This is a genomic window from Geomonas terrae, assembly GCF_004791675.1.
Taxonomy (GTDB): domain Bacteria; phylum Desulfobacterota; class Desulfuromonadia; order Geobacterales; family Geobacteraceae; genus Geomonas; species Geomonas edaphica.
On sequence record NZ_SRSC01000006.1, the window covers coordinates 102590 to 121607 of the forward strand.

At 63.4% G+C, this 19018-nt stretch carries 16 protein-coding genes; 1 reads left to right on the forward strand and 15 read right to left on the reverse strand.

All coding sequences use genetic code 11. The features are described 5' to 3' along the window. Positions 1-43: 43 nt before the first annotated feature. The 14 genes from E4633_RS19870 to E4633_RS19935 all read right to left on the reverse strand — a co-directional run bounded on the left by E4633_RS19870 (position 44) and on the right by E4633_RS19935 (position 16224). On the reverse strand, positions 44-1090 hold the full coding sequence (locus E4633_RS19870; RefSeq protein WP_135873023.1) for a glycosyltransferase family 9 protein: 1047 nt from the start codon (positions 1088-1090) through the stop codon (positions 44-46). Beyond that, the gene (locus E4633_RS19875) at positions 1090-1860 is read right to left on the reverse strand and encodes a lipopolysaccharide kinase InaA family protein (protein ID WP_135873025.1); all 771 of its coding nucleotides are present in this window, start codon (positions 1858-1860) and stop codon (positions 1090-1092) included. The genes E4633_RS19870 and E4633_RS19875 overlap by 1 nt, the downstream gene beginning before the upstream one ends. Positions 1861-1953: 93 nt before the next feature. Continuing rightward, entirely contained in the window at positions 1954-2907 is a 954-nt protein-coding gene (locus E4633_RS19880; RefSeq protein WP_246038265.1) for a lysophospholipid acyltransferase family protein, read from the reverse strand. Further along, a complete protein-coding gene (gene msbA, locus E4633_RS19885; protein WP_135873027.1) occupies positions 2892-4655 on the reverse strand; it encodes a lipid A export permease/ATP-binding protein MsbA in 1764 nt (587 codons plus the stop codon). The genes E4633_RS19880 and msbA overlap by 16 nt, the downstream gene beginning before the upstream one ends. Then, positions 4652-5770 carry a lipid-A-disaccharide synthase gene (gene lpxB, locus E4633_RS19890; RefSeq protein WP_162605047.1) on the reverse strand — a complete coding sequence of 373 codons (1119 nt, stop codon included), beginning with the start codon at positions 5768-5770 and terminating at the stop codon, positions 4652-4654. The genes msbA and lpxB overlap by 4 nt, the downstream gene beginning before the upstream one ends. A 108-nt stretch (positions 5771-5878) precedes the next feature. Beyond that, a complete protein-coding gene (lpxA, locus tag E4633_RS19895; RefSeq protein WP_135873031.1) occupies positions 5879-6655 on the reverse strand; it encodes an acyl-ACP--UDP-N-acetylglucosamine O-acyltransferase in 777 nt (258 codons plus the stop codon). 15 nt (positions 6656-6670) lie between these two features. Continuing rightward, entirely contained in the window at positions 6671-7105 is a 435-nt protein-coding gene (gene fabZ / locus E4633_RS19900) for a 3-hydroxyacyl-ACP dehydratase FabZ (RefSeq protein WP_135873033.1), read from the reverse strand. Between the two features lie 73 nt (positions 7106-7178). Next, positions 7179-8219: a UDP-3-O-(3-hydroxymyristoyl)glucosamine N-acyltransferase gene (lpxD, locus tag E4633_RS19905; RefSeq protein ID WP_135873035.1), complete on the reverse strand. Its 1041-nt coding sequence runs from the start codon at positions 8217-8219 to the stop codon at positions 7179-7181. 178 nt (positions 8220-8397) lie between these two features. Then, a complete protein-coding gene (locus E4633_RS19910) occupies positions 8398-8913 on the reverse strand; it encodes an OmpH family outer membrane protein (protein ID WP_135873037.1) in 516 nt (171 codons plus the stop codon). Positions 8914-8939: 26 nt separating this feature from the next. Beyond that, a complete protein-coding gene (gene bamA, locus E4633_RS19915) occupies positions 8940-11345 on the reverse strand; it encodes an outer membrane protein assembly factor BamA (protein WP_135873039.1) in 2406 nt (801 codons plus the stop codon). A 64-nt stretch (positions 11346-11409) separates the two neighbouring features. Further along, positions 11410-12090 carry an ABC transporter ATP-binding protein gene (locus tag E4633_RS19920; protein WP_129128433.1) on the reverse strand — a complete coding sequence of 227 codons (681 nt, stop codon included), beginning with the start codon at positions 12088-12090 and terminating at the stop codon, positions 11410-11412. Further along, positions 12083-13333: a lipoprotein-releasing ABC transporter permease subunit gene (locus E4633_RS19925; protein WP_135873041.1), complete on the reverse strand. Its 1251-nt coding sequence runs from the start codon at positions 13331-13333 to the stop codon at positions 12083-12085. The genes E4633_RS19920 and E4633_RS19925 overlap by 8 nt, the downstream gene beginning before the upstream one ends. Further along, on the reverse strand, positions 13333-14811 hold the full coding sequence (gene lysS / locus E4633_RS19930; protein ID WP_135873043.1) for a lysine--tRNA ligase: 1479 nt from the start codon (positions 14809-14811) through the stop codon (positions 13333-13335). Before lysS ends, E4633_RS19925 begins: the two co-directional genes overlap by 1 nt. Positions 14812-14922: 111 nt before the next feature. Beyond that, the gene (locus tag E4633_RS19935; RefSeq protein ID WP_135873045.1) at positions 14923-16224 is read right to left on the reverse strand and encodes an RCC1 domain-containing protein; all 1302 of its coding nucleotides are present in this window, start codon (positions 16222-16224) and stop codon (positions 14923-14925) included. A 176-nt stretch (positions 16225-16400) separates the two neighbouring features. On the opposite strand from E4633_RS19935, the gene ettA reads away from it, so the two are divergent. After that, the gene (gene ettA, locus E4633_RS19940) at positions 16401-18086 is read left to right on the forward strand and encodes an energy-dependent translational throttle protein EttA (protein ID WP_135873047.1); all 1686 of its coding nucleotides are present in this window, start codon (positions 16401-16403) and stop codon (positions 18084-18086) included. Positions 18087-18189: 103 nt separating this feature from the next. On the opposite strand, the gene E4633_RS19945 is transcribed toward ettA, so the two are convergent. Beyond that, positions 18190-18993, reverse strand: a complete 804-nt coding sequence (locus E4633_RS19945; protein ID WP_135873049.1) for a methyltransferase domain-containing protein — start codon at positions 18991-18993, stop codon at positions 18190-18192. Positions 18994-19018 lie beyond the last annotated feature (25 nt).

A 19018-nucleotide genomic window follows, 5' to 3' on the forward strand; every position in this document is an offset into this window, starting at 1 on the left:
TCGCGCCTGACGGCGGGACCATGGTCGGTCGGCGCCTTGGGCGCTAGGCGCCCGCCTCGCCTTGGCGGTAACGGCTGCGCCACACCTCGACCTTGTCGAGGACGTCCTGCACCGTGATGCGCGCCATCCGGTCGGGATGGTTCTCCATGGTGATCGGGTAATCCTCGCCCGGTTCGCCGTAGGCGTCGATGGCGAGGTCGCCGAACTTGCGGTACGGGCCGACGCGCTTCGGGTTCGAGTACCCCATGAGGGCGATCACGGGACGATCAAGGGCGACGGTGATATGCAGCGGGCCGGTGTCGAGCGACAGCACGAGCGCCGCCTTGTCGAGCACCCCGACGAGCCCGCGCAGGCCGCCGTTACCCAGGTTGCTGAAGGGCTTGATGCGCGCCTTCTCCATGATGATCCGTTCCGCGTTCTCCTCGCGCGGGGAGCGCCCACCCACCAGCACCGGCTGCAGGCCGAAGTCGCCGTGCAGCGCGTCGCACACCTCCGCCCAGCGCTCGGGGACCCAGTCTTTTTGGGCCTTGCTGGTGGCGACCACGATGGGCACCACCGGACGGTCGAATTGCGCGTAGAAATCGCGCTGCCAGGTGCGCTCCTGGTCGTTCCAGGGCCCGAGGTTCCACTCCACCGGGGAGGTCGGCGCGCCGAGGTACGAGCAGAATTCCAGGTACTGGTCCTGGACGTGCTGCATGGCATGCGGCGGAATGCGGTGCGTCGTGAAGAGCCAGTTGAGGTCCCGGGCACGCGCGAAATCGAAGCCGAGCTTCACCGGCGCGTTCACGAAAGAGCAGATGATGTTGGCCTTGAAGTACACCTGCAGGTCGAGCACGAGGTCGAAGCGGCGCGACTTCAGCTGCTCCCGTACCTCCAGGTAGCCGCGCCACCCCTTGCTGCGGTCGAACAGGATGATCTCGTCAACCAGCGCGTGTCCGCGCACCAGCATCGCCGGCCCGGGCTGCAGGATCCAGGTCACCTTCATGGCCGGGTTGGCGCGCTTTAGCGCGTGAAGCACCGGCAGCACGTGCACGGTGTCCCCGACTGCGCTCATCATGACGATACAGACCCTATCTGTGGCAAAACGCATCAATCTTTCTCCATAGCGAGGGATGCCAGCCGCGCCAGCGCCTCCTCGTCGATTTGCAATCCCCACCGGTCGCGCCACTTGCGCGCCGAGCGGGCGAGCCGCTCATAGTTGCGCCGGGCGACCTCCGCTTCCGGAGGAAACAGCACCCGGTCCACGTCGAGGAGGTAAGCGGTGGGGACCGGGGCGTGCGTCAGGTAGATGTTTTTCATGTTGAGATCGGGGTGCCAGGCACCGCACCCTTCCAGTCGGCGCAAAAGAAGCGCCACCGCCTGCATGAGCGCCTCGCGCCCGGCGGCATCGCTCGCCTGCCAGCGCTCCGGCAGGTCCCCCCCCGCAGGGAGGCGCCGGGTCATCACGTCGCAGCGGACGAAGGGGAACGCCGCGGGATAGAGCGCGTAAGCGACCACCTCGGGGGTCGGGACCCCGGCTTCCGCGAGCCGGACCGCGTTGGCGAGTTCCAGCGGCGCCCGGGTGGGGGGGAGGAAGCGCTCCCCGGTCAAGTAGCGCAGCAGGCCGCCGTGCCGGTTGCGGCGCACCACGACGGGTACCGGCTCTGCCCCGGGGAGGGTGACGCCGTAGCAGGCGCCGCGGCCGTGCATCACGTCGCGCTCCGGCCGGGCTGCCGCCCAGTCGTGCAGAGTCGGCGCGGCCAACGCCTCGCGGACGGCGTCTGCGGCCCAGGCGCGCGCCACCACCCGCCTGCCGGCGACGACAAACTCAAGGTACGAATCGGGGTTGGCCATACGTGTTGCTGCGGGGTCTGCCGTCATCCGGCCTCCAAAATAATCCGGGAACCTTAGTGGGGAAGCCGCCGGCCCCTATGCGATCAAACGCGGGTGCGGCCTCGGCGCAAAGCGGAGGGGTTACGGTTTCGCCCCGTCCGCCGGACCTGCCGGCTGCGGAGCGCGCTTCCAGCGCTGATGGACCCAATACCACTCGGTCGGGTGTTGCACCACGTAATCCTCGAGGCAGCGGGTCATCTGCACCGTGTCCTGCACCTCGATATCCGCGTGCGCCGCCCCCGGTTCCAGTTCCAGTTCCGGGTGGAACTCCACCACCTGGCGCTCCCCTTCACGATGGATGAAGGCGGGCACGAGCGGCACCTGGTTCTTGCGCGCCAAAAGGGCAAGCATGTTGGTGGTCCAGGCCGGTCGGCCGAGAAAATCGACCAGCACCCCGTTGCGGGTCCAGGTGGCCTGATCGATCAGGAGCCCTACGACGCCGTTGCGGCGGAACTGGACGAGCATGTTGCGCAGCGCCCCGTCGGCGTAGATGACCGAGTTCCCGTGACGCCCGCGCACCTTCTCCAGCACGGCGTTCAGGGACTGGTTGTCCTGGCGTTTGGCCACCACGCTGATGTTTTGCACCCGGCTGCCGAAGGAGAGCGCCATGAGCTCCCAGTTGCCGCAGTGCCCGGTGAGAAGCGCCACGCCCCGCCCCCGCTCGCGCGCCTTCTGGAAGTGCTCCAGTCCCCGGAACTCGACGGCATCGATCATCGCCTGTCCCTTGTCGTGGTACAGGCGGCAGACCTCGACCGCGGTACGACCGAGGTTCTCGAAGGTCTCACGGGCAAGCTCGACGGCACTGCGCCGTTCCCACCCCGGCTGGGCTTCCAGGAAGGGAAGCGAGCGCTCGATGTTTTGCACCGCGATCTCGCGACGCCGCTTCAGCAGACGGAACAAAAGCCTGCCGAGCGCCGGCCCGACTGCGTTCGCGGCACGCAGCGGAAGGCGCGCCACCAAGTTGGAGGCGGCCATGAACACAACCGACTCCAGTCTCCAGCGCAGCTTCCTCGTTGCAGTTACCCTGCGGGCCACGATTTCGTCTCCTTGAACTGCATGCCGTGCAGGCGGCTGTAGAGCCCTTCCTTCTGCAGCAGGTCTTCGTGGGTCCCCATCTCCGCGACAACACCCTTCTCCAGCACCACGATGCGGTCGGCATGGGTGATGGTGGAGAGGCGGTGCGCGATGACAAAGGTGGTCCGGTTCTTCATGAGGTTATTGAGCGCCTTCTGCACCATCTGCTCGCTTTCGGTGTCGAGCGCGCTGGTCGCCTCGTCGAGTATGAGGATGGGGGCGTCCTTCAGGATGGCCCGGGCGATGCACAGCCTCTGGCGCTGTCCGCCGGAGAGGCGTACCCCGCGGTCGCCGATGTTGGTCTGGTACCCCTCCGGGAGCTCCATGATGAAGTCGTGGGCGAAGGCGGCCCGTGCCGCGGCCTCGACCTCCGCGTCGGTCGCCTGCGAGCGTCCGTAGCGGATGTTGTTGGCGATGGTGTCGTTGAAAAGTATCGTCTCCTGGTCGACCAGGGCGATCTGCTGCAAAAGGTTCTGCATGGTCCGCTTGCGGATGTCGACGCCGTCCATGAGCACCGCGCCGCCGGTCGGATCGTAGAAGCGGGTGATGAGGGAGACGAGGGTGGTCTTGCCGCCGCCGGAGGGTCCGACGAGCGCGATCACCTCGCCCTTCTTCGCCTTCAGGTTCACCCCCTGCAGCACGTAGTCGTCCTCGTACTTGAAGCGGACGTCGCGGAATTCCACCTCGCCGTTCACCTTGCCGAGGTCCCGGGCATCCGGCGCATCAACGATCTCGGGTTTCTCGTCCATCACCTCGAAGACACGTTCCGCCGCGCCTATGGAGCGCTGCAGGTTGTTGTAAGAGGAGAGAAGCCTCTTGATCGGGTTGAAAACGAGCACCATGCCGGTTATGAAGGAGAAGAACTCCGAGGCGCTCTTCGTGCCGTGCATGACGTTGCTGCCACCCACCCAGATGACGGCCGCGATGCCGAAGGAGGTGATGAACTCCATGATCGGGGTCGAGAGGCCGTCGTACTTGATGTTCTTCCTGGTGAAGTGGTAGAAGTCGCTGTTGCGCGCCCGGAAGCGCTCGATCTCGCGCCCCTCGAGGCCGAAGGCCTTCACCACCTTGATGCCGGAGTAGGTCTCCTGGAGGATGCTGGCCAGGTCCCCCATCTTCTCCTGCCCCTGGCGCGCCACCCGCTTGATCCGCTTGCCGATCTTCGTGGCCGGGATCACGGTGAGCGGGATCACCACGAAGGAGATCAGGGCGAGCTGCCAGTCGCGGTAGAAGATGACGCCGAGCAGGGCGATGGCCGAGAGCCCGTCGCGGAACAGGCCGCTGATGACGTTCGCCACCCCTTCCTGCATCATCCCGACGTCGGCCAGAACGCGCGACATGAGCATGCCGGTCTCGTGGCGGTTGAAGTACCCGACGCTCAGGTGCATGTTCTTCGCGTAGAGGTCGTTTCTCACGTCCTGGACCGCCAGCTGGCCGGCGCTCTTGATGAAGTAGTCGTTCGTGTAGCGGCAGACGCCGCGCAGGGCGTAAAGCAGCACGATACCGATCGGCAGCAGCATGAAGATGGCGGTGTCCTTGCCGGAAAAGATCTTCCTCAAGACCGGCTCGACGAGGTAGGCCATGGCGCCGTCCATCCCGCCCACCCCGAGCGAGCCCACGGCGGCAAGTGCTATGCGCCACCAGTGAGGACGGCTGTAGCCGACCAGCCGCATGAAAACGTTTACTTTCTTCGGGGGTGTTGCACTCATTTCATCATCTCCATGGCGAGCCGGGCCACGCGGCCCAAGGCGCCGCCGCTGCCCAGCTTAACTCTCATCGCTGCGAAATCTTCCCGCATGGCGGCCGTGTAACCGGGGTTGTTCAGGAGCGCGTCGATCTCGTTTGCGATCGGCAACGGCTCCGCTTCGTCTTGCAACAATTCCTTCACCATCCGCTTTTCAGCGACGATGTTGCTGATCCCTATGTGCGGCACGTTGATGACCCGTTTCCCCACCTCGTAGGTGAACTTGGACATCTTGTAGATGATCACGTGGGGAACGCCGACCAGGGCGAGCTCCATGACCACGGTACCGGACGCTGCGATCACCGCGTCGCAGGCGGTCATCACGTCGTGGTTTCTCCCGGCGATCACGGCGACGTCGAGCCCCGCCCCGGAAAGGCAGGGGGCCAGGTCCTCATCCTTGAGCGAGGAGGCGCGCGGCAGCACGAACTGCAGGTCCGGCATGCGCTCCTTCAGGATGCGCGCCGCGTCGAGGATGACGGGGAGGAGCTTCTTCACCTCCGCGAGGCGGCTGCCGGGGAAAAGCCCCACGCAGCGCCTTTGCGGGTCGAGTCCGAGCGAGGCGAGCGCCTCGTCACGCCGCATGGTCGGCTTTACCAGGTCGAGCAGCGGGTGCCCGACGAAGGTGACCGGGACCCCGGCCTTCTGGTAGAAGGGGACCTCGAAGGGGAAGAGCACCGCCATCATGTCGACGACGCGGCCGATGCCGTGCACGCGGTGGCTTCTCCAGGCCCAGACCTGCGGGGAGATGAAGTAGAGCACCTTGATGCCCGCCTTCTTCGCCACCTTGGCGAGCCTCAGGTTGAAATCCGGGTAGTCGATCAGGATCAGGAGGTCGGGAGGATCGGTGTGGAGTTTGTTTTTGAGCGTGTTGAAGCCGTTTATGATGGTCGGCAGGTGCGCCACCACTTCCACGAGCCCCATCACCGCCATCACGTTGGCGTCGACCAGGGTTTCCACCCCGGCCTCGCGCATGCAGTTCCCCCCCATCCCGAAGAAGCGGGTGTCGGGGGAAAGGGTGCGTATCGCGGACGCGATCTGCGCGCCGTACATCTCGCCGGAGGCCTCCCCGGCGACGATCATCACTGACTGTTGCTTTTCTTGCAAATAGAACCTCTAAAAGAGATCAAGGTCGAGGCACGGGTCGGAGAAAGTCCGTCCTGCGGCACCCCGACCTTGACCCTCCTTTTTTTACCTTGTGACGCCCCGTTTGGCGGTCTCGATGAACTCGATGAAGTGGTCCACCTCGGGGCACTTCGGCACCTCGGTCTTCATCTTCTCGACCGCCTCGGCAAGCTTCAATCCCGACATGGAGAGAAGCTTGTACGCCTTTTTCAGGCTGGAGATGCTCTCGTCGGGGAAGCCGCGACGCTTCAGTCCGACCAGGTTCAGGCCGCGCAGCCGGCTTTCGGAACGGTCACCGGTAACGATGGTGTAGGGCGGTACATCGAGGGTTATCGAGGTCATCCCCCCCACCATGACGTGCGAGCCGATGCGCATGAACTGCAGCACCGCGGAGAGCCCTCCCATGATGGCGTAGTCCTCGACGGTGACATGTCCGGCCAGGGTGGCCGAATTGGCCATGATGACGTTGTTGCCGATGTGGCAGTCGTGCGCCACGTGGGAATAGGCCATAAACAGGTTGTTGTCTCCGACCGTGGTTTCGCCGTCGCCGGTCACGGTCCCGAGGTGCAGGCTCGCGAACTCCCGGATGGTGTTTCCGTTGCCGATTTTGAGCCAGGTCTTCTCGCCCCGGTATTTGAGGTCCTGCGGGATAGCCCCGACCGATGCCATCTGGAAGATGGTGTTGTTCTCGCCGATCTCGGTCCAGCCGTCGATGACGGCGTGCGGCCCCACCTTGGTCCCCTTGCCGATGCTCACGTTCTCGCCGATCACGGCGTAAGGGCCGATCTCGACCCCCTCGGCGATCTTGGCGCCGGGCTGGATGATTGCGGTGCTGTGGATCATAGATGTTCTCCGTGCCTACTTGTCGGCGAGCGTTGCCTTCAGTTCCGCTTCGGTCATGAGCGTCTCACCGACGTAAGCCTTGGCGGCGCAGCTCCAGATGCCGCGCTTGTTGAAGAGGGTCTCCACCTCGATTCTCAGTGTGTCGCCGGGCTTTACCGGCTTCCTGAAACGCGCGTTGTCGATGGCCATGAAGTAGCTCACCTTGTCCTTCGCGTCCCCCCCCATGCTGAGGTATGCCATGGTGGCTGCGGCCTGGGCCATCGCCTCGATGATCAGCACACCCGGCATGACCGGGAAACCGGGGAAGTGCCCCTGGAAAAAGGGTTCGTTCATGGTCACGTTCTTGATGGCCACGATGCGTTTCCCCGGCTCCAGCTCGGTGACCTTGTCGATGAGCAGAAACGGGTAACGGTGCGGCAGAATTTCCATTATCTGGACGATATCAAGCATTGCCTGTCCTCTCCTTGCATCGGCCGACAGCCCGTCGGGCTTGAGCCGAGTAATCATTTCAGTGTTACTGGGGCTATTCCCCTTTTTCGGCGAGCTTCGCCTCCAGCTCGGCCACGCGCTTCTCCAGGGTGTTCAGGGTCTTCCTGAACTCCGGGAGTTTCGGGAGCAGATTGGAGGATTTGAGCCACTCGCGGTGCGGCATGACCGGGATCCCGGAAAGGACCTGGTTAGGCTCCAGGTTCCCCGCCACGCCTGACTTGGCCCCGACCATGACGTTGTCGCCGATCTTTATGTGTCCGGCGACGCCGACCTGGCCTCCCAGGATGACGTGGTTGCCGAGCTGGGTGCTGCCGGAGACACCTACCTGCGAGACGATCATGCAGTCCTCGCCGATCACGCAGTTGTGGCCGATCTGCACGAGGTTGTCGATCTTTGTGCCGCGCCTGATGCGGGTGACCTCGAGGGCCGCGCGGTCGATGACCGCGTTGGAGCCGATCTCCACGTCGTCCTCGACCACCACGATGCCGATCTGGGGGATCTTGTACCAGGAGCTGCCGTCCGGCGCGTAGCCGAAGCCGTCCGAGCCGATCACCGTGCCGTCGTGGATGATGACGCGGTTGCCGATGCGGCAGCGCTCGCGGACGCTCACGTTGGCGTAGAGGGTGACGTCGTCCCCGACGCTGGAGCCGGGGTAGAGGACCACGCCGGGGTAGAGGGTCACGCGGTCGCCGACGGTGACGCCGGGGCCGACGGTGGCACCCGGGTAGATGGTGACCTCCTGGCCTATCTTCGCACCCGGCGCTACGAAGGCGCCCGGGAGCACGCCCAGGCGGGGTGCCGGCTGGGTGTAGAACAGGGTCAAAAGCTTGGCGAAGGCGAGGTAGGGGTTCGCGTGGAAGATCGCGTTTTTGCCGTGGGTGTTCCCCCCCGTCCCCATGAGCACCGCCGAGGCGCCCGTGGTGGCCACCTTGCTTGCGTACTTCGGGTTCGCGAGGAAGGTGAGCTGCCCTTCGCCCGCGTCGTCGAGGGTGCCCAGTCCGCCGATCAGCACGTCGCCGTCGCCCGAAACCGTCCCCCCGAGATACTCGGCTATTTCTCGAAGCGTCTTTTTCATATGAACGTCCTTGGAAACCGTTCTACGTTCTACGTTCTATGTTCTACGTAAAAAACGACAAGTCCCCCTTCGTGAAAAGGGGGCTCATCGTAACGATCCCGGAAAAGCCGCTCGCGCAGCCTCCCGCGGGGTATTGCTAACGTAGAACTTGGAACGTAGAACGTAGAACGGCCGTAAGTTACTTCTTCCTGTTCTCGTTGAACGCCTTCAGCACCGCGTCGGTGACGTCGGCGGAGGGATCGAGGAAGATCATGGTCTCGTTCTTGACGAAGATGGCGGTGAAGCCGTTCTTCTTCCCGAAGTCCTGCGCCACCTTCACGATCTCGTCCACGATCTTGCCGGTGAACTCGTCGTTCTTCGCCTGCAGGTCGTCCTGGGCATCCTTGAGGAAGCGCTGGTACTCTTTCAGGCGCTGCTGGTAGTCACGTTCCTTCGCGCCACGGGCGGAATCGTTCAGCAGCGTCCCCTGACTCTCCAGCTCGCCTTTGAGCTTCTTCAGCTCACCTTCCTTGCTCGCCTTCTCCGCCTCGTACTTGCTTGCCTTCTGGGCCAGTTGCTCCTTCGCTTCCTTCCCTGCGTCGGAGGTCAGCAGCACCTTCTGCACATCGACCGAACCGATCTTTGAACCATCGGCGGCCATCACGGACAGCGGAAGTGCCAGAACCAGCGATAATGCGATGATGAAACGTTTCATGACTTGCTCCTTGCAGTGCATCGATTTTAGAAAATGCTCCCTATGGAGAACTCCAACTTGCCGCCTTTGCTGTCTATCCCTTCCCTCGGGTTGATCGGAATGCCGTACTCGAGCCGCAGCGGTCCGATCGGGGAGAACCACCTGATGCCGGCGCCGTAACTGGTGAGTACGTTGGAGAAGGTGGACTTGAAGTTGTTTTCGCAGTTGCCCGCGTCGAAGAAGAGTACCGCCTTGAGCCCCGCCTCCTTCAACAGCGGGAAGGTGTACTCGGCGTTAGCAACCGCCTCGACCGCGCCCCCCAGGTAGACACGGTTGTCGCTTTTGCCGTCGGCGCCGCCGACACCGATCTTCGGTACCAGGCTCGTTTTGTAAGGGCTCACCGTTCTCGAGGAGTAGCCGCGCAGCGAGCTGATGCCGCCCAGGTAGAACTTCTCGTCGATCGGGACGTCCTTGCCGCCGTAGGACTGCACGTACCCCAAGGTGCCGCGCAGCGACCCCACACCCCACAGCACCGGGTGGAACAGGGTGTGTTCGGTCAGGTACTTGATGTACCTGTTGCTGCCTCCAAGACCGGCGAACTCTATGGAGAGCGTGTTGATCATGCCGGTCGTGGGGTCGGGACGGTAATCGGTGGTGTTGCTGGTGAGGCTCCCGACGATGGCGCTCGTCGTGGAAGTGGCCTCGGGCGCAAGCACCGACCCGTTGTGGATGTTCTGCAGGAGGTCCACAGACTCGTCGAAGATCTCCTTCTGCTCGTACTTGTAAAGCCAGAAGGTCCCGAGCGTGTCGGAGAGGGAGTATCCCGCCTTGATGTCACCGCCGGTCGCCCTGCGGGTGTAGTCGAGGTACTTCCGCTCGGTGCGGTAGATGTCGCCCCCCACGGTCCACTTGGTGTCCATGAAGTACGGGTCGGTGAGCCCCAGGTTGTAGGTCTGCGACTTGCTGCCGAGGCTTGCGGCCGCGGTCATCTTGAGCCCGAGCCCCAGGAAGTTCGCCTGCTGGACCGACCCCTGCCCTATGATGCCGTCGAGCGAGCTGTAGCCGGCGCCGATGCTGAAGGTGCCGGTCGGCTTCTCCTTCACCTCGACGTTCATGTCGAGCTTGTCCGGGGCGCTTCCCTTCACCGTGGCGATGTTCGCCTCCTCGAAGAAGCCGGTGTTCATCAGGTTCTGCTTGCTGCGTTTGAGCGCGGTGGAGCTGTACTGGTCTCCCTCGTCGAGCCTCAGTTCACGGCGCACGACCTTGTCGCGCGACTTCGTGTTGCCGGAGATGTTGATCCGGTCGATGGTCACCTTCTGCCCCTTCTCCATGTCGAAGGTGATGTCGATGGTGTGGCTATCCGCGTTCAGCTTGGTGAGCGGCGACGCGTTGGCGAAGGCGTACCCCTTGTCCGCGTAGAGGTCGGTGAGGGCGAAGACGTCGGTGCGCAGGTCGGCGCGGCTGAAGAGCTGGCCGCTCTTCTCCTTGAGCTTTCCGGCGAGCACGCTCTCGTTCTCGAGGAGCTCTCCCTTGAAGGCGAGCTTGCCGAGGCGGTACTGCTCCCCCTCGGTGATGCCGATGCTGACCTTGAGGCCGGTGCGATCGGTCAGGAGTTCGACCTTCGGCTCGCCCACCTTCACGTTGACGTAGCCGTTGTTCATGTAGAGCTCGGTAAGGAGGTTGACGTCGTTTTTGAGCACCTCCTCCTTGTAAGTACCGGCCCCGGTGAGCCAGGAGAGGAACCACTTCTCGTCGGTCTCCATCGACTTTTTCAGCTTCTTGTCGGTAAAGGCGTGGTTGCCGTCGAACGCGATCTTCTGGATCAGCACCTTGTCCCCTTCCTTGATGCGGAAGATGACGTGGATATCGGTGTCGGAGCGCACGCTGATGTCGCCGGAGACCTCGGCCAGGTAATACCCCTCGTCCGCGTACAGCTTCTTCACCTTCTTGACGCTCTTTTGCAGCGCCTTGGCGGAAAAGACGGAGTTCGGCTTGATCTCGACGGCCTCGCGCACCTTGTCCGCGCTTATCTCCTTGGCCCCCTCGATCTTTATCTCACGGACGATCGGCTTCTCGGTCACGACGTATTCGAGGACGAGCGCCCCGTCCTTCACGTCGGTCTGCGCCTTCACGTCGGTGAAGTGCCCGAGCTTGAAGATGGCCCGGATGTCGGCATCCACCTTCTCCGGATCGAGGACGTCGCCCGCCTTGACCCGGAGCGCCTGCATGACGGCGGCGCTCTCGATGCGGTGGTTGCCGCTGATCCTGACCGCGGCTATCTTGTCGCTTGCCGGCTTCTCCTCGACGGGCTTCGCGGCGGCCTTCTCAGCCGCGCTCTTCTCCGTGGAGGTGGCGTCCGGTGCGGCCTTTCCGGCAGCGGGCGGTTCGGCCAGGGCGTAGGATGCCCCGAGCAGCTGAACGACAAGCAGAGCTGATAACGATTTACGCAGCAAAGGGTCCCCCCGAAAAAGCCAAAAGAAAATATGCGGCTACAAAAGAGCCGTCGCCAAAAGGGGCTTACGCCGACTCGACGACCTTGCCGTCCACCATCCTGATGGTACGGGCCATCCCCGCGGCCAACTGTTCGTTGTGCGTCACGATGACCAGGGCGATGCCGGTCTGCCGCTGGATCTCGTACAAAAGCGCGTGCACCTCTTCGCTGGTCTTCATGTCCAGGTTGCCGGTCGGCTCGTCGGCAAGGAGCAGCTTCGGCTCGCGCACGAGCGCCCGCGCGATGGCCACGCGCTGCTGTTCCCCCCCGGAGAGCTCCCCCGGCCGGTGCGTCACCCGGTGCGAGAGCCCCACACCCTTTAAAAGCTCAAGGGCTCGCCCTTCGGCGCGGGAGCGCCTCTCGCCGCCGATGAGAAGCGGCATCATCACGTTTTCCAGCGCCGAGAACTCCGGCAGGAGGTGATGAAACTGGAAGACGAAACCTATGGAGCGGTTGCGGAAGGCGGCAAGCGGCTGGTCCGAGAGGTTGAAGATCCTCTCCCCTTCGAAGAGCACCTCCCCGGAGGTGGGGCGGTCGATGGTCCCCATCACGTGCAAAAGCGTGCTCTTGCCGGCGCCCGAGGGGCCGACGAGCGCGATGGTGTCGCCGGCCGCGACGTCGAGGTCGATCCCCTTCAGCACCTCGACCGTGGCGCCGTTGCCGCCGTAGGACTTGAAGAGTCCCCTTACCTCGAGGAGGTTACTCATAGCGCAGCGCCTCCGCGGGGGCCATGCGCGAAGCCGCCCAGGAAGGGTAGAGCGTCGCGGCGAAGGAGATGATCACGGCGGTCACGCTGATCAGCACGACGTCGGACGGAATCACCTGGGACGGGAAATGGTCCAGGTAGTAGATGTCCTTGCTGAAGAGCTCGAAGCCGGTCACCTTCTGGATCGCGCCGACGATCGGCTCCAGGTTGAGCGCGACCAGGAGTCCCCCAAGCACGCCGATGATGGTGCCTAAGACCCCGATGATGACCCCTTCGAAGACGAAGATGCGCATGATGCTCCGGCTGGTCGCCCCCATCGACTTCAGGATGGCGATGTCGCGCGTCTTCTCCATGACCACCATGAAGAGCGTCGAGGCGATGCCGAAGGCGGCCACGAGCACGATCAGGGTCAGGATGATAAACATGACGCTCTTCTCGGTCTTCAGCGCGAAGAGGATGTTCTTGTTCATCTGCATCCAGTCGCGGGCGTGGTATGGGGGACCGAGTTCCTTGTCGATCGCCTGGGCGAGCTCCCCCGTCTTGTACACGTCGCGCACCTTCAGCTGGATCCCGGTCACCACGTCGCCAAGCCCCAGGAACTGCTGGGCCTCTTTCAGCGAGACGTAGGCGAGCGTCGAGTCGTACTCGAACATGCCGGTGTTGAAGATGCCGGTGATGCGGAAGCGGTTCAGCTTGGGCATCATGCCGAGCGGGGTGATGTTGCCCATCGGCGAGATGACGTCCACCGTGTCGCCCAGGATGAGCCCCAGGTTCTTGGCGAGCTCCTTGCCGATCACCACCCCCGGCGTCTTGCCGACCTCCGCGTCGAGCGAGTCGAGGCTACCCTCCACCATCGACTTGTGCAGGTTGGTCACCTTGGCGTCGGTCTGCACCTCGATGCCGCGCAGCACCACACCGGAGACGGTCCTGCCGGTGGAGAGCATCACCTGGTTGTAGATGAACGGGGTGGCGGCGACCACGCCGTCCATCCCCTCGAGCTTCTTCACGACCTGCGGGTAGTCCTGCACCGCGCCGAGGCCGTCTAAGACCACGATGTGCGCGTTGGTCCCGAGGATCTTGTCCTTTAGGTCCTCCTCGAAGCCGGTCATTACCGCCAGCACGATGATGAGGGCCATCACGCCGAGCGCCACGCCGGCGACGGAGATCAGGGTGATCAGCGAGATGAAGGTCGATTTACGCTTCGCCTTCAGGTAGCGCAGCCCTATGAGGAGCTCAAAGGGCATTACTTGCCCTCTTTACGCAGTTGCGGGAAGAGGATGACGTCGCGGATCGACGGGGAATCGGTGAGCAGCATGACCAGGCGGTCGATGCCGATCCCCTCCCCCGCGGTCGGAGGCAGACCGTACTCCAGGGCGCGGATGTAGTCCTCGTCCATGTAGTGCGCCTCCTCGTCGCCTTTATCCTTGGCGGCGACCTGGGCCAGGAAGCGCTCCTTCTGGTCGCGCGGGTCGTTCAGCTCGGAGAAGGCGTTGGCCATCTCGCGCCCGGCGCAGAAGAATTCGAAGCGGTCGACGTAGTCGGGGTCGTGGTCGTTCTTCCTGGAAAGGGGGGAGACCTCGGTCGGGTAGTTGGTAATGAAGGTCGGCTGGATCAGCTTGGTCTCGGCGACCTCCTCGAAGATCTCGGTGATGAGCTTGCCGTACCCGACGTCCTCGGGGAGTTCCAGGCCGATCTTCTGGGCGTAGGCGTAGGCGAGATCGCGGTCCTCGAGGCTCTTCGCGTCGATGTCGCCGTACTCGAGGATGGCTTCCTTCACGGTGAAGCGCTTCCAGGGGCGCTGGAAGCTGATCGGCTCGCCGCCGTAGGTGAAGTCCAGGGTACCTAGGAGTTCCTGGGCCACGTGGCACAAAAGCTCTTCGGTGAAGTTCATCAGGTCCTCGAAGGTGGCGTAGGCCTGGTAGAACTCCATCATGGTGAACTCGGGGTTGTGACGCACCGAGATCCCCTCGTTTCTGAAGTTGCGGTTGATCTCGAAGACGCGATCGAAGCCGCCGACCACCAGGCGCTTCAGGTAGAGCTCGGGGGCGATGCGCAGGAAGAGTTCCATGTCGAGCGCGTTATGGTGCGTGACGAACGGCTTCGCGGTGGCGCCGCCGGGGATCGGGTGCATCATCGGGGTCTCGACTTCGAGGAAGTCGTTCTTGGTCATGAACTCGCGGATAAGGTGCACTACCTTGGAGCGCTTGTAGAAGACCTCGCGCACCTCCGGGGAGACGATCAGGTCGACGTAGCGCTGGCGGTAGCGGGTTTCCACGTCGGTCAGGCCGTGGAACTTCTCAGGAAGCGGCAAAAGCGACTTGGTCAGCAGGCGCACGGTGGAGACGGCCAGGGAGAGCTCGCCGGTCTTGGTGCGGAACGGGGTGCCGGTGGCGCCGATGATGTCGCCGATGTCGTAGTTTTCGAACTCGGCGAAGAGCTCCTCGCCCAGGGTATCTTTCTTCATGTAAAGCTGCATGCGTCCCTTGCGGTCCTGCACCTGCACGAAGGCCGCCTTGCCGAAGGAACGGCGCATGATGATGCGGCCGGCGACCACGAAGGTCTGCGGGTCCTCCTCGATGACCTCCTTGTCACCGTAGGCGGCGCGCACGTCGGCCGAGGTATGCTGAGGCTTGTAATCGTTCGGGTACGGGTTGATCCCCGCCTCCCACAATGCATCTACCTTACGTCTTCTCTGCAGCAGCAGTTCGCTCAACTCTTCCATGTTATCTGCAACCTTTCTTTACCGCTTTGGGCTGTGAAACAATCCGTCAAACTAAACTATTTGCGTCAATCAAGTCAAGGCTTAAAACCCCACTCGCGCGGGCGATTACCCCTACTTGAACTTCACCGTTACCGGTGTCTCGAAAAACGCCACGGTATCCTTCACCACGGGGTTGCCGAGCTGTCCGAGATCGTTGTTGCCCCAGCCGTACCAGACGCCGTTCACGAGGGCGAAGGAAGCGGTGCCGAACGCGGCGATGTCGGAAACGCCGGCGCTCCATTCGGGGTTGAGGGCGGTGTAGACCGCGACCAGGCTGCTGGTGTCGGTGGTCGTATTGTTGCCGAGCTGTCCGTAGAAGTTCAGGCCCAGCCCCTGCACGAACCAGGTGCCGTCGTTGACGACGCTGTCGCGCGGCCCCATGAGGAGCAGCACGTGGTTGATACCGGTGACGATCTTCTTTATGACGAAGGTCTGCCCGTCCGTGACGGCGATAGTCGGGATGACCTTGACCGGCACGGCGCTGAAGGCGCGCAGCGGGATCAGCGAGCCGAGCTCACCGGAGTCGTTGTAGCCCCATCCCCACAGGGTCTGGCTGGTGATGTTGTTCTGAACGTCCCGCTGCACCTCGAGGGCGAGGCTCGCCCTGGAAAGCGCGGCGATCTGCTCGACCCTGCCGGTCGCCTCCGGGATGGTCACCTTTCTGGGACGCGAGCTGGTGCTCGAATAGGTGCTGAAGGCGAGCTGTCCCTTCGCGTTGCTCCCCCAGGCATACACGTCACCGTTGGAGAAAAGGGCCATGGAGTGAAGCCACCCCGCAATCACGTTGCTGGCGGTCAGCTGGGTCAGGTCCTCCCCGTCGTGCCCGGTGGAGAGCTGGGCCGGGGTCTTCGACTCGCTGCTTGAGTCGTTGCCGACCTGACGATAGCCGTTGGAGCCCCAGCCGTAAAGCTTCCCTCCGGCGATGGCGAGGGAGTGGTACCCCCCCGCGGCGATGTCGGTTACCGGGTCGGAGAAGGTGACCTTCACCGGGGAACTGCTATACGCGTCGGGGTAGCTCGTCGAAACGGTGGCGCTGCCCAACTGGCCGTAGAGGTTGTACCCCCAGGTATGGATATCGTTGCTACCGTTCATGACCATGGTGTGCTCGGCACCTACGCCACCCTTGGTCATGCCGGTCATCCCCGGCACCGGCGTGGCGCTCTCGCGCCGATCCAGGGTACCGTCCCCCAGTTGCCCGAAACCGTTGTACCCCATGGTGAAGGTGGTGTGGTTTCTGAAGATGAGGCTGTGCTCGTAGAAGATGGAGACCGTGGAAGGAATGGTGTCTTTGGTGGATGAGCCGCCGCAGCCGTAGATGGCGACAGAGAGAAGCCCGGCGCAGATAAAGAACCCGAAACGCCTGCTGATTTGCATGAGGGTACCCCTTGTGAGTTAGTACAATCCGGCGGATTTAACTATACATAAAGTAGAATGTCAAGGACGGACTCCCGGCCGATCGCGGTTGACACGCCGCGGTCGTTGCATGTAATAATGGCCGCTTAACAAAAGGCTGCAAATGTTGACAAATCCATACGGAGGTGACGATAAAAATGGCGATCGACCCGAACAAGGTCATCTACTCCATGATCGGGGTAAGCAAGTTCTACGACAAGAAACCGGTGCTGAAGGACATCTACCTCTCCTACTTCTACGGCGCGAAGATCGGCGTGCTCGGTCTTAACGGCTCGGGCAAGAGTTCCCTTCTGAAGATCCTCGCCGGCGTGGACAAGGAGTTCAACGGCAAGACCATCCTCTCCCCGGGCTACACGGTGGGCTACTTGGCGCAGGAGCCGCAGCTCGACCCGACCAAGACGGTACGCCAGTGCGTCGAGGAAGGGGTGCAGGAAATCGTCGACCTCGTGAACGAATTCAACGAGATCAACATGAAGTTCGGCGAGGAGATGAGCGACGCCGACATGGAGAAGCTCTGCGACCGCCAGGCGAAGGTGCAGGAGAAACTCGACCACCTGGACGCCTGGGACCTGGACAGCCGCCTGGAGCTCGCCATGGACGCCTTGCGCTGCCCACCGCCGGAAACGAACGTCGCGAACCTCTCCGGCGGTGAGAAGCGCCGCGTCGCCCTTTGCCGCCTGCTTTTGCAGAAGCCCGACATCCTGCTTCTGGACGAGCCGACGAACCACCTGGACGCCGAAAGCGTCGCATGGCTCGAGCAGCACCTGCAGCGCTACGCCGGCACCGTCATCGCGGTGACCCACGACCGTTACTTCTTAGACAACGTGGCCGGGTGGATCCTCGAGCTCGACCGCGGCCAGGGTATCCCGTGGCAGGGTAACTATTCTTCCTGGCTCGAGCAGAAGGAGAAGCGCCTGGCCCAGGAGGAGAAGACCGAGAGCGAGCGCCAGAAGACCTTGAAGCGCGAGCTGGAGTGGATCAGGATGTCTCCGAAGGGGCGTCACGCCAAGGGTAAGGCGCGCATCAGCTCCTACGAGGACATGCTGAACACCGAGAGCGAGCAGCGTGCGAAGGACCTCGAGATCTTCATCCCGCCCGGGCCGCGTCTTGGCGGCGTGGTGGTCGAGGCCGAAAACGTCAGCAAGGGGTACGGCGACAAGCTCCTCATCGAGGGGATGGAGTTCCGCCTCCCGCCGGGCGGCATCGTCGGCGTCATCGGCCCCAACGGCGCCGGCAAGACCACCCTCTTCCGGATGATCACCGGTGATGAGAAGCCGGACTCCGGCAGCTTCAAGACCGGCGAGACGGTGAAGCTCGCCTACGTGGACCAAAGCAGGGACGCGCTCGATCCGGACAAGACCATCTGGGAAGTGATCTCCGAGGGGCAGGAGCAGCTGCAGCTCGGCAAGCAGTTGGTGAACTCCCGCGCCTACGTGGCCCGCTTCAACTTCTCCGGCGCCGACCAGCAGAAGAAGGTCGGGATGCTTTCCGGCGGGGAGAGAAACCGCGTGCACCTGGCGAAGACGCTGAAAGACGGCGGCAACGTGATCCTTCTGGACGAACCGACCAACGACCTGGACGTGAACACGATGCGTGCGCTCGAGGAAGCGCTCGAGAACTTCGCCGGTTGCGCCGTGGTAATCTCCCACGACCGCTGGTTCCTGGACAGGATCGCCACCCACATCCTCGCCTTCGAGGGGGACAGCAAGGTGGTCTGGTTCGAGGGGAACTACTCCGAGTACGAAGAAGACCGCCACGCGCGCCTGGGGACCGCAGCCGACCAGCCGCACCGCATCAGGTACCGCCAGCTCACCAGGGCGTAAAGCTTTGGAGAGCCCGTGCGAAGCAAAGAGGGGCGGCCAATTGGCCGCCCCTCTTTTTTTGTCTGACCTGTCCGACTGGTCCGAGCCGCCGAGCTAGCCGCGGCTACCCGCTCTTGCGCACCACGCCGTACACCACGTCGTAGGTGGCGGGTATTCCCTCTTCGCCGCCGAAGTGCTCGCGGTAGCTCCGCATCATGTCCAGCATGACCCGCCGTTCGGCAAGCCCCTTCCCGCTTGCCGGCGCGGTGCTCCCGGCGCCTATCTTCTTGAGCGAGCGCAGAAGCTCCGGCACGTCGGGGTGCAGTTCCACCTCCAGCTCGGAACTCACACGCGCGCCGCTGAACCCGGCGCGTTCGAGCGCCTCCAGCACCTCTGCGCAGGAAAAGAAACTGTGCGTGCGGTCGAACGCCCCCTGCAGGACGCTCCGGTAGGAATCGCGCAGCTCGAAAAGGGTCCTCTCGCCGAAGAGTGCGAAACAGAAGATACCTCCGGTCGCTAAGACGCGGCGCGCCTCGGCGAAGGCCCGGTCGAGACAGGGAAGCCACTGGTAGGTCGAGGTGGAAACGACGACGTCGAAGGACTCCGCCTCAAAGGGAAGCGCCTCGGCGTCGGCGGGCATCACCTGCACCCGCCGCCCGGCTAAGTTATCCGCCGCCGTGGCACACATCCCGGGGGCAAGATCTACCCCAACCGCGTCCATCTCCGGGTAGAGCTCGGTCAGCCGCGCAAGCAGCCGCCCGGTCCCGGCCCCGATGTCCAAAAGCCGCACCGGCGCAACCCGCTCCGCCTGCAAAAGCCCGACGACCTTCTCGATCACCCGCCCCTGCACCACGGCGTGACTGTCGTAATCGGCGGCCTGCCGGTGAAACGAATCCCGCACCCTCTCTCTGTCTATCTCTGCCGCCATAACCACCTTTCCGAATAAATCGAAC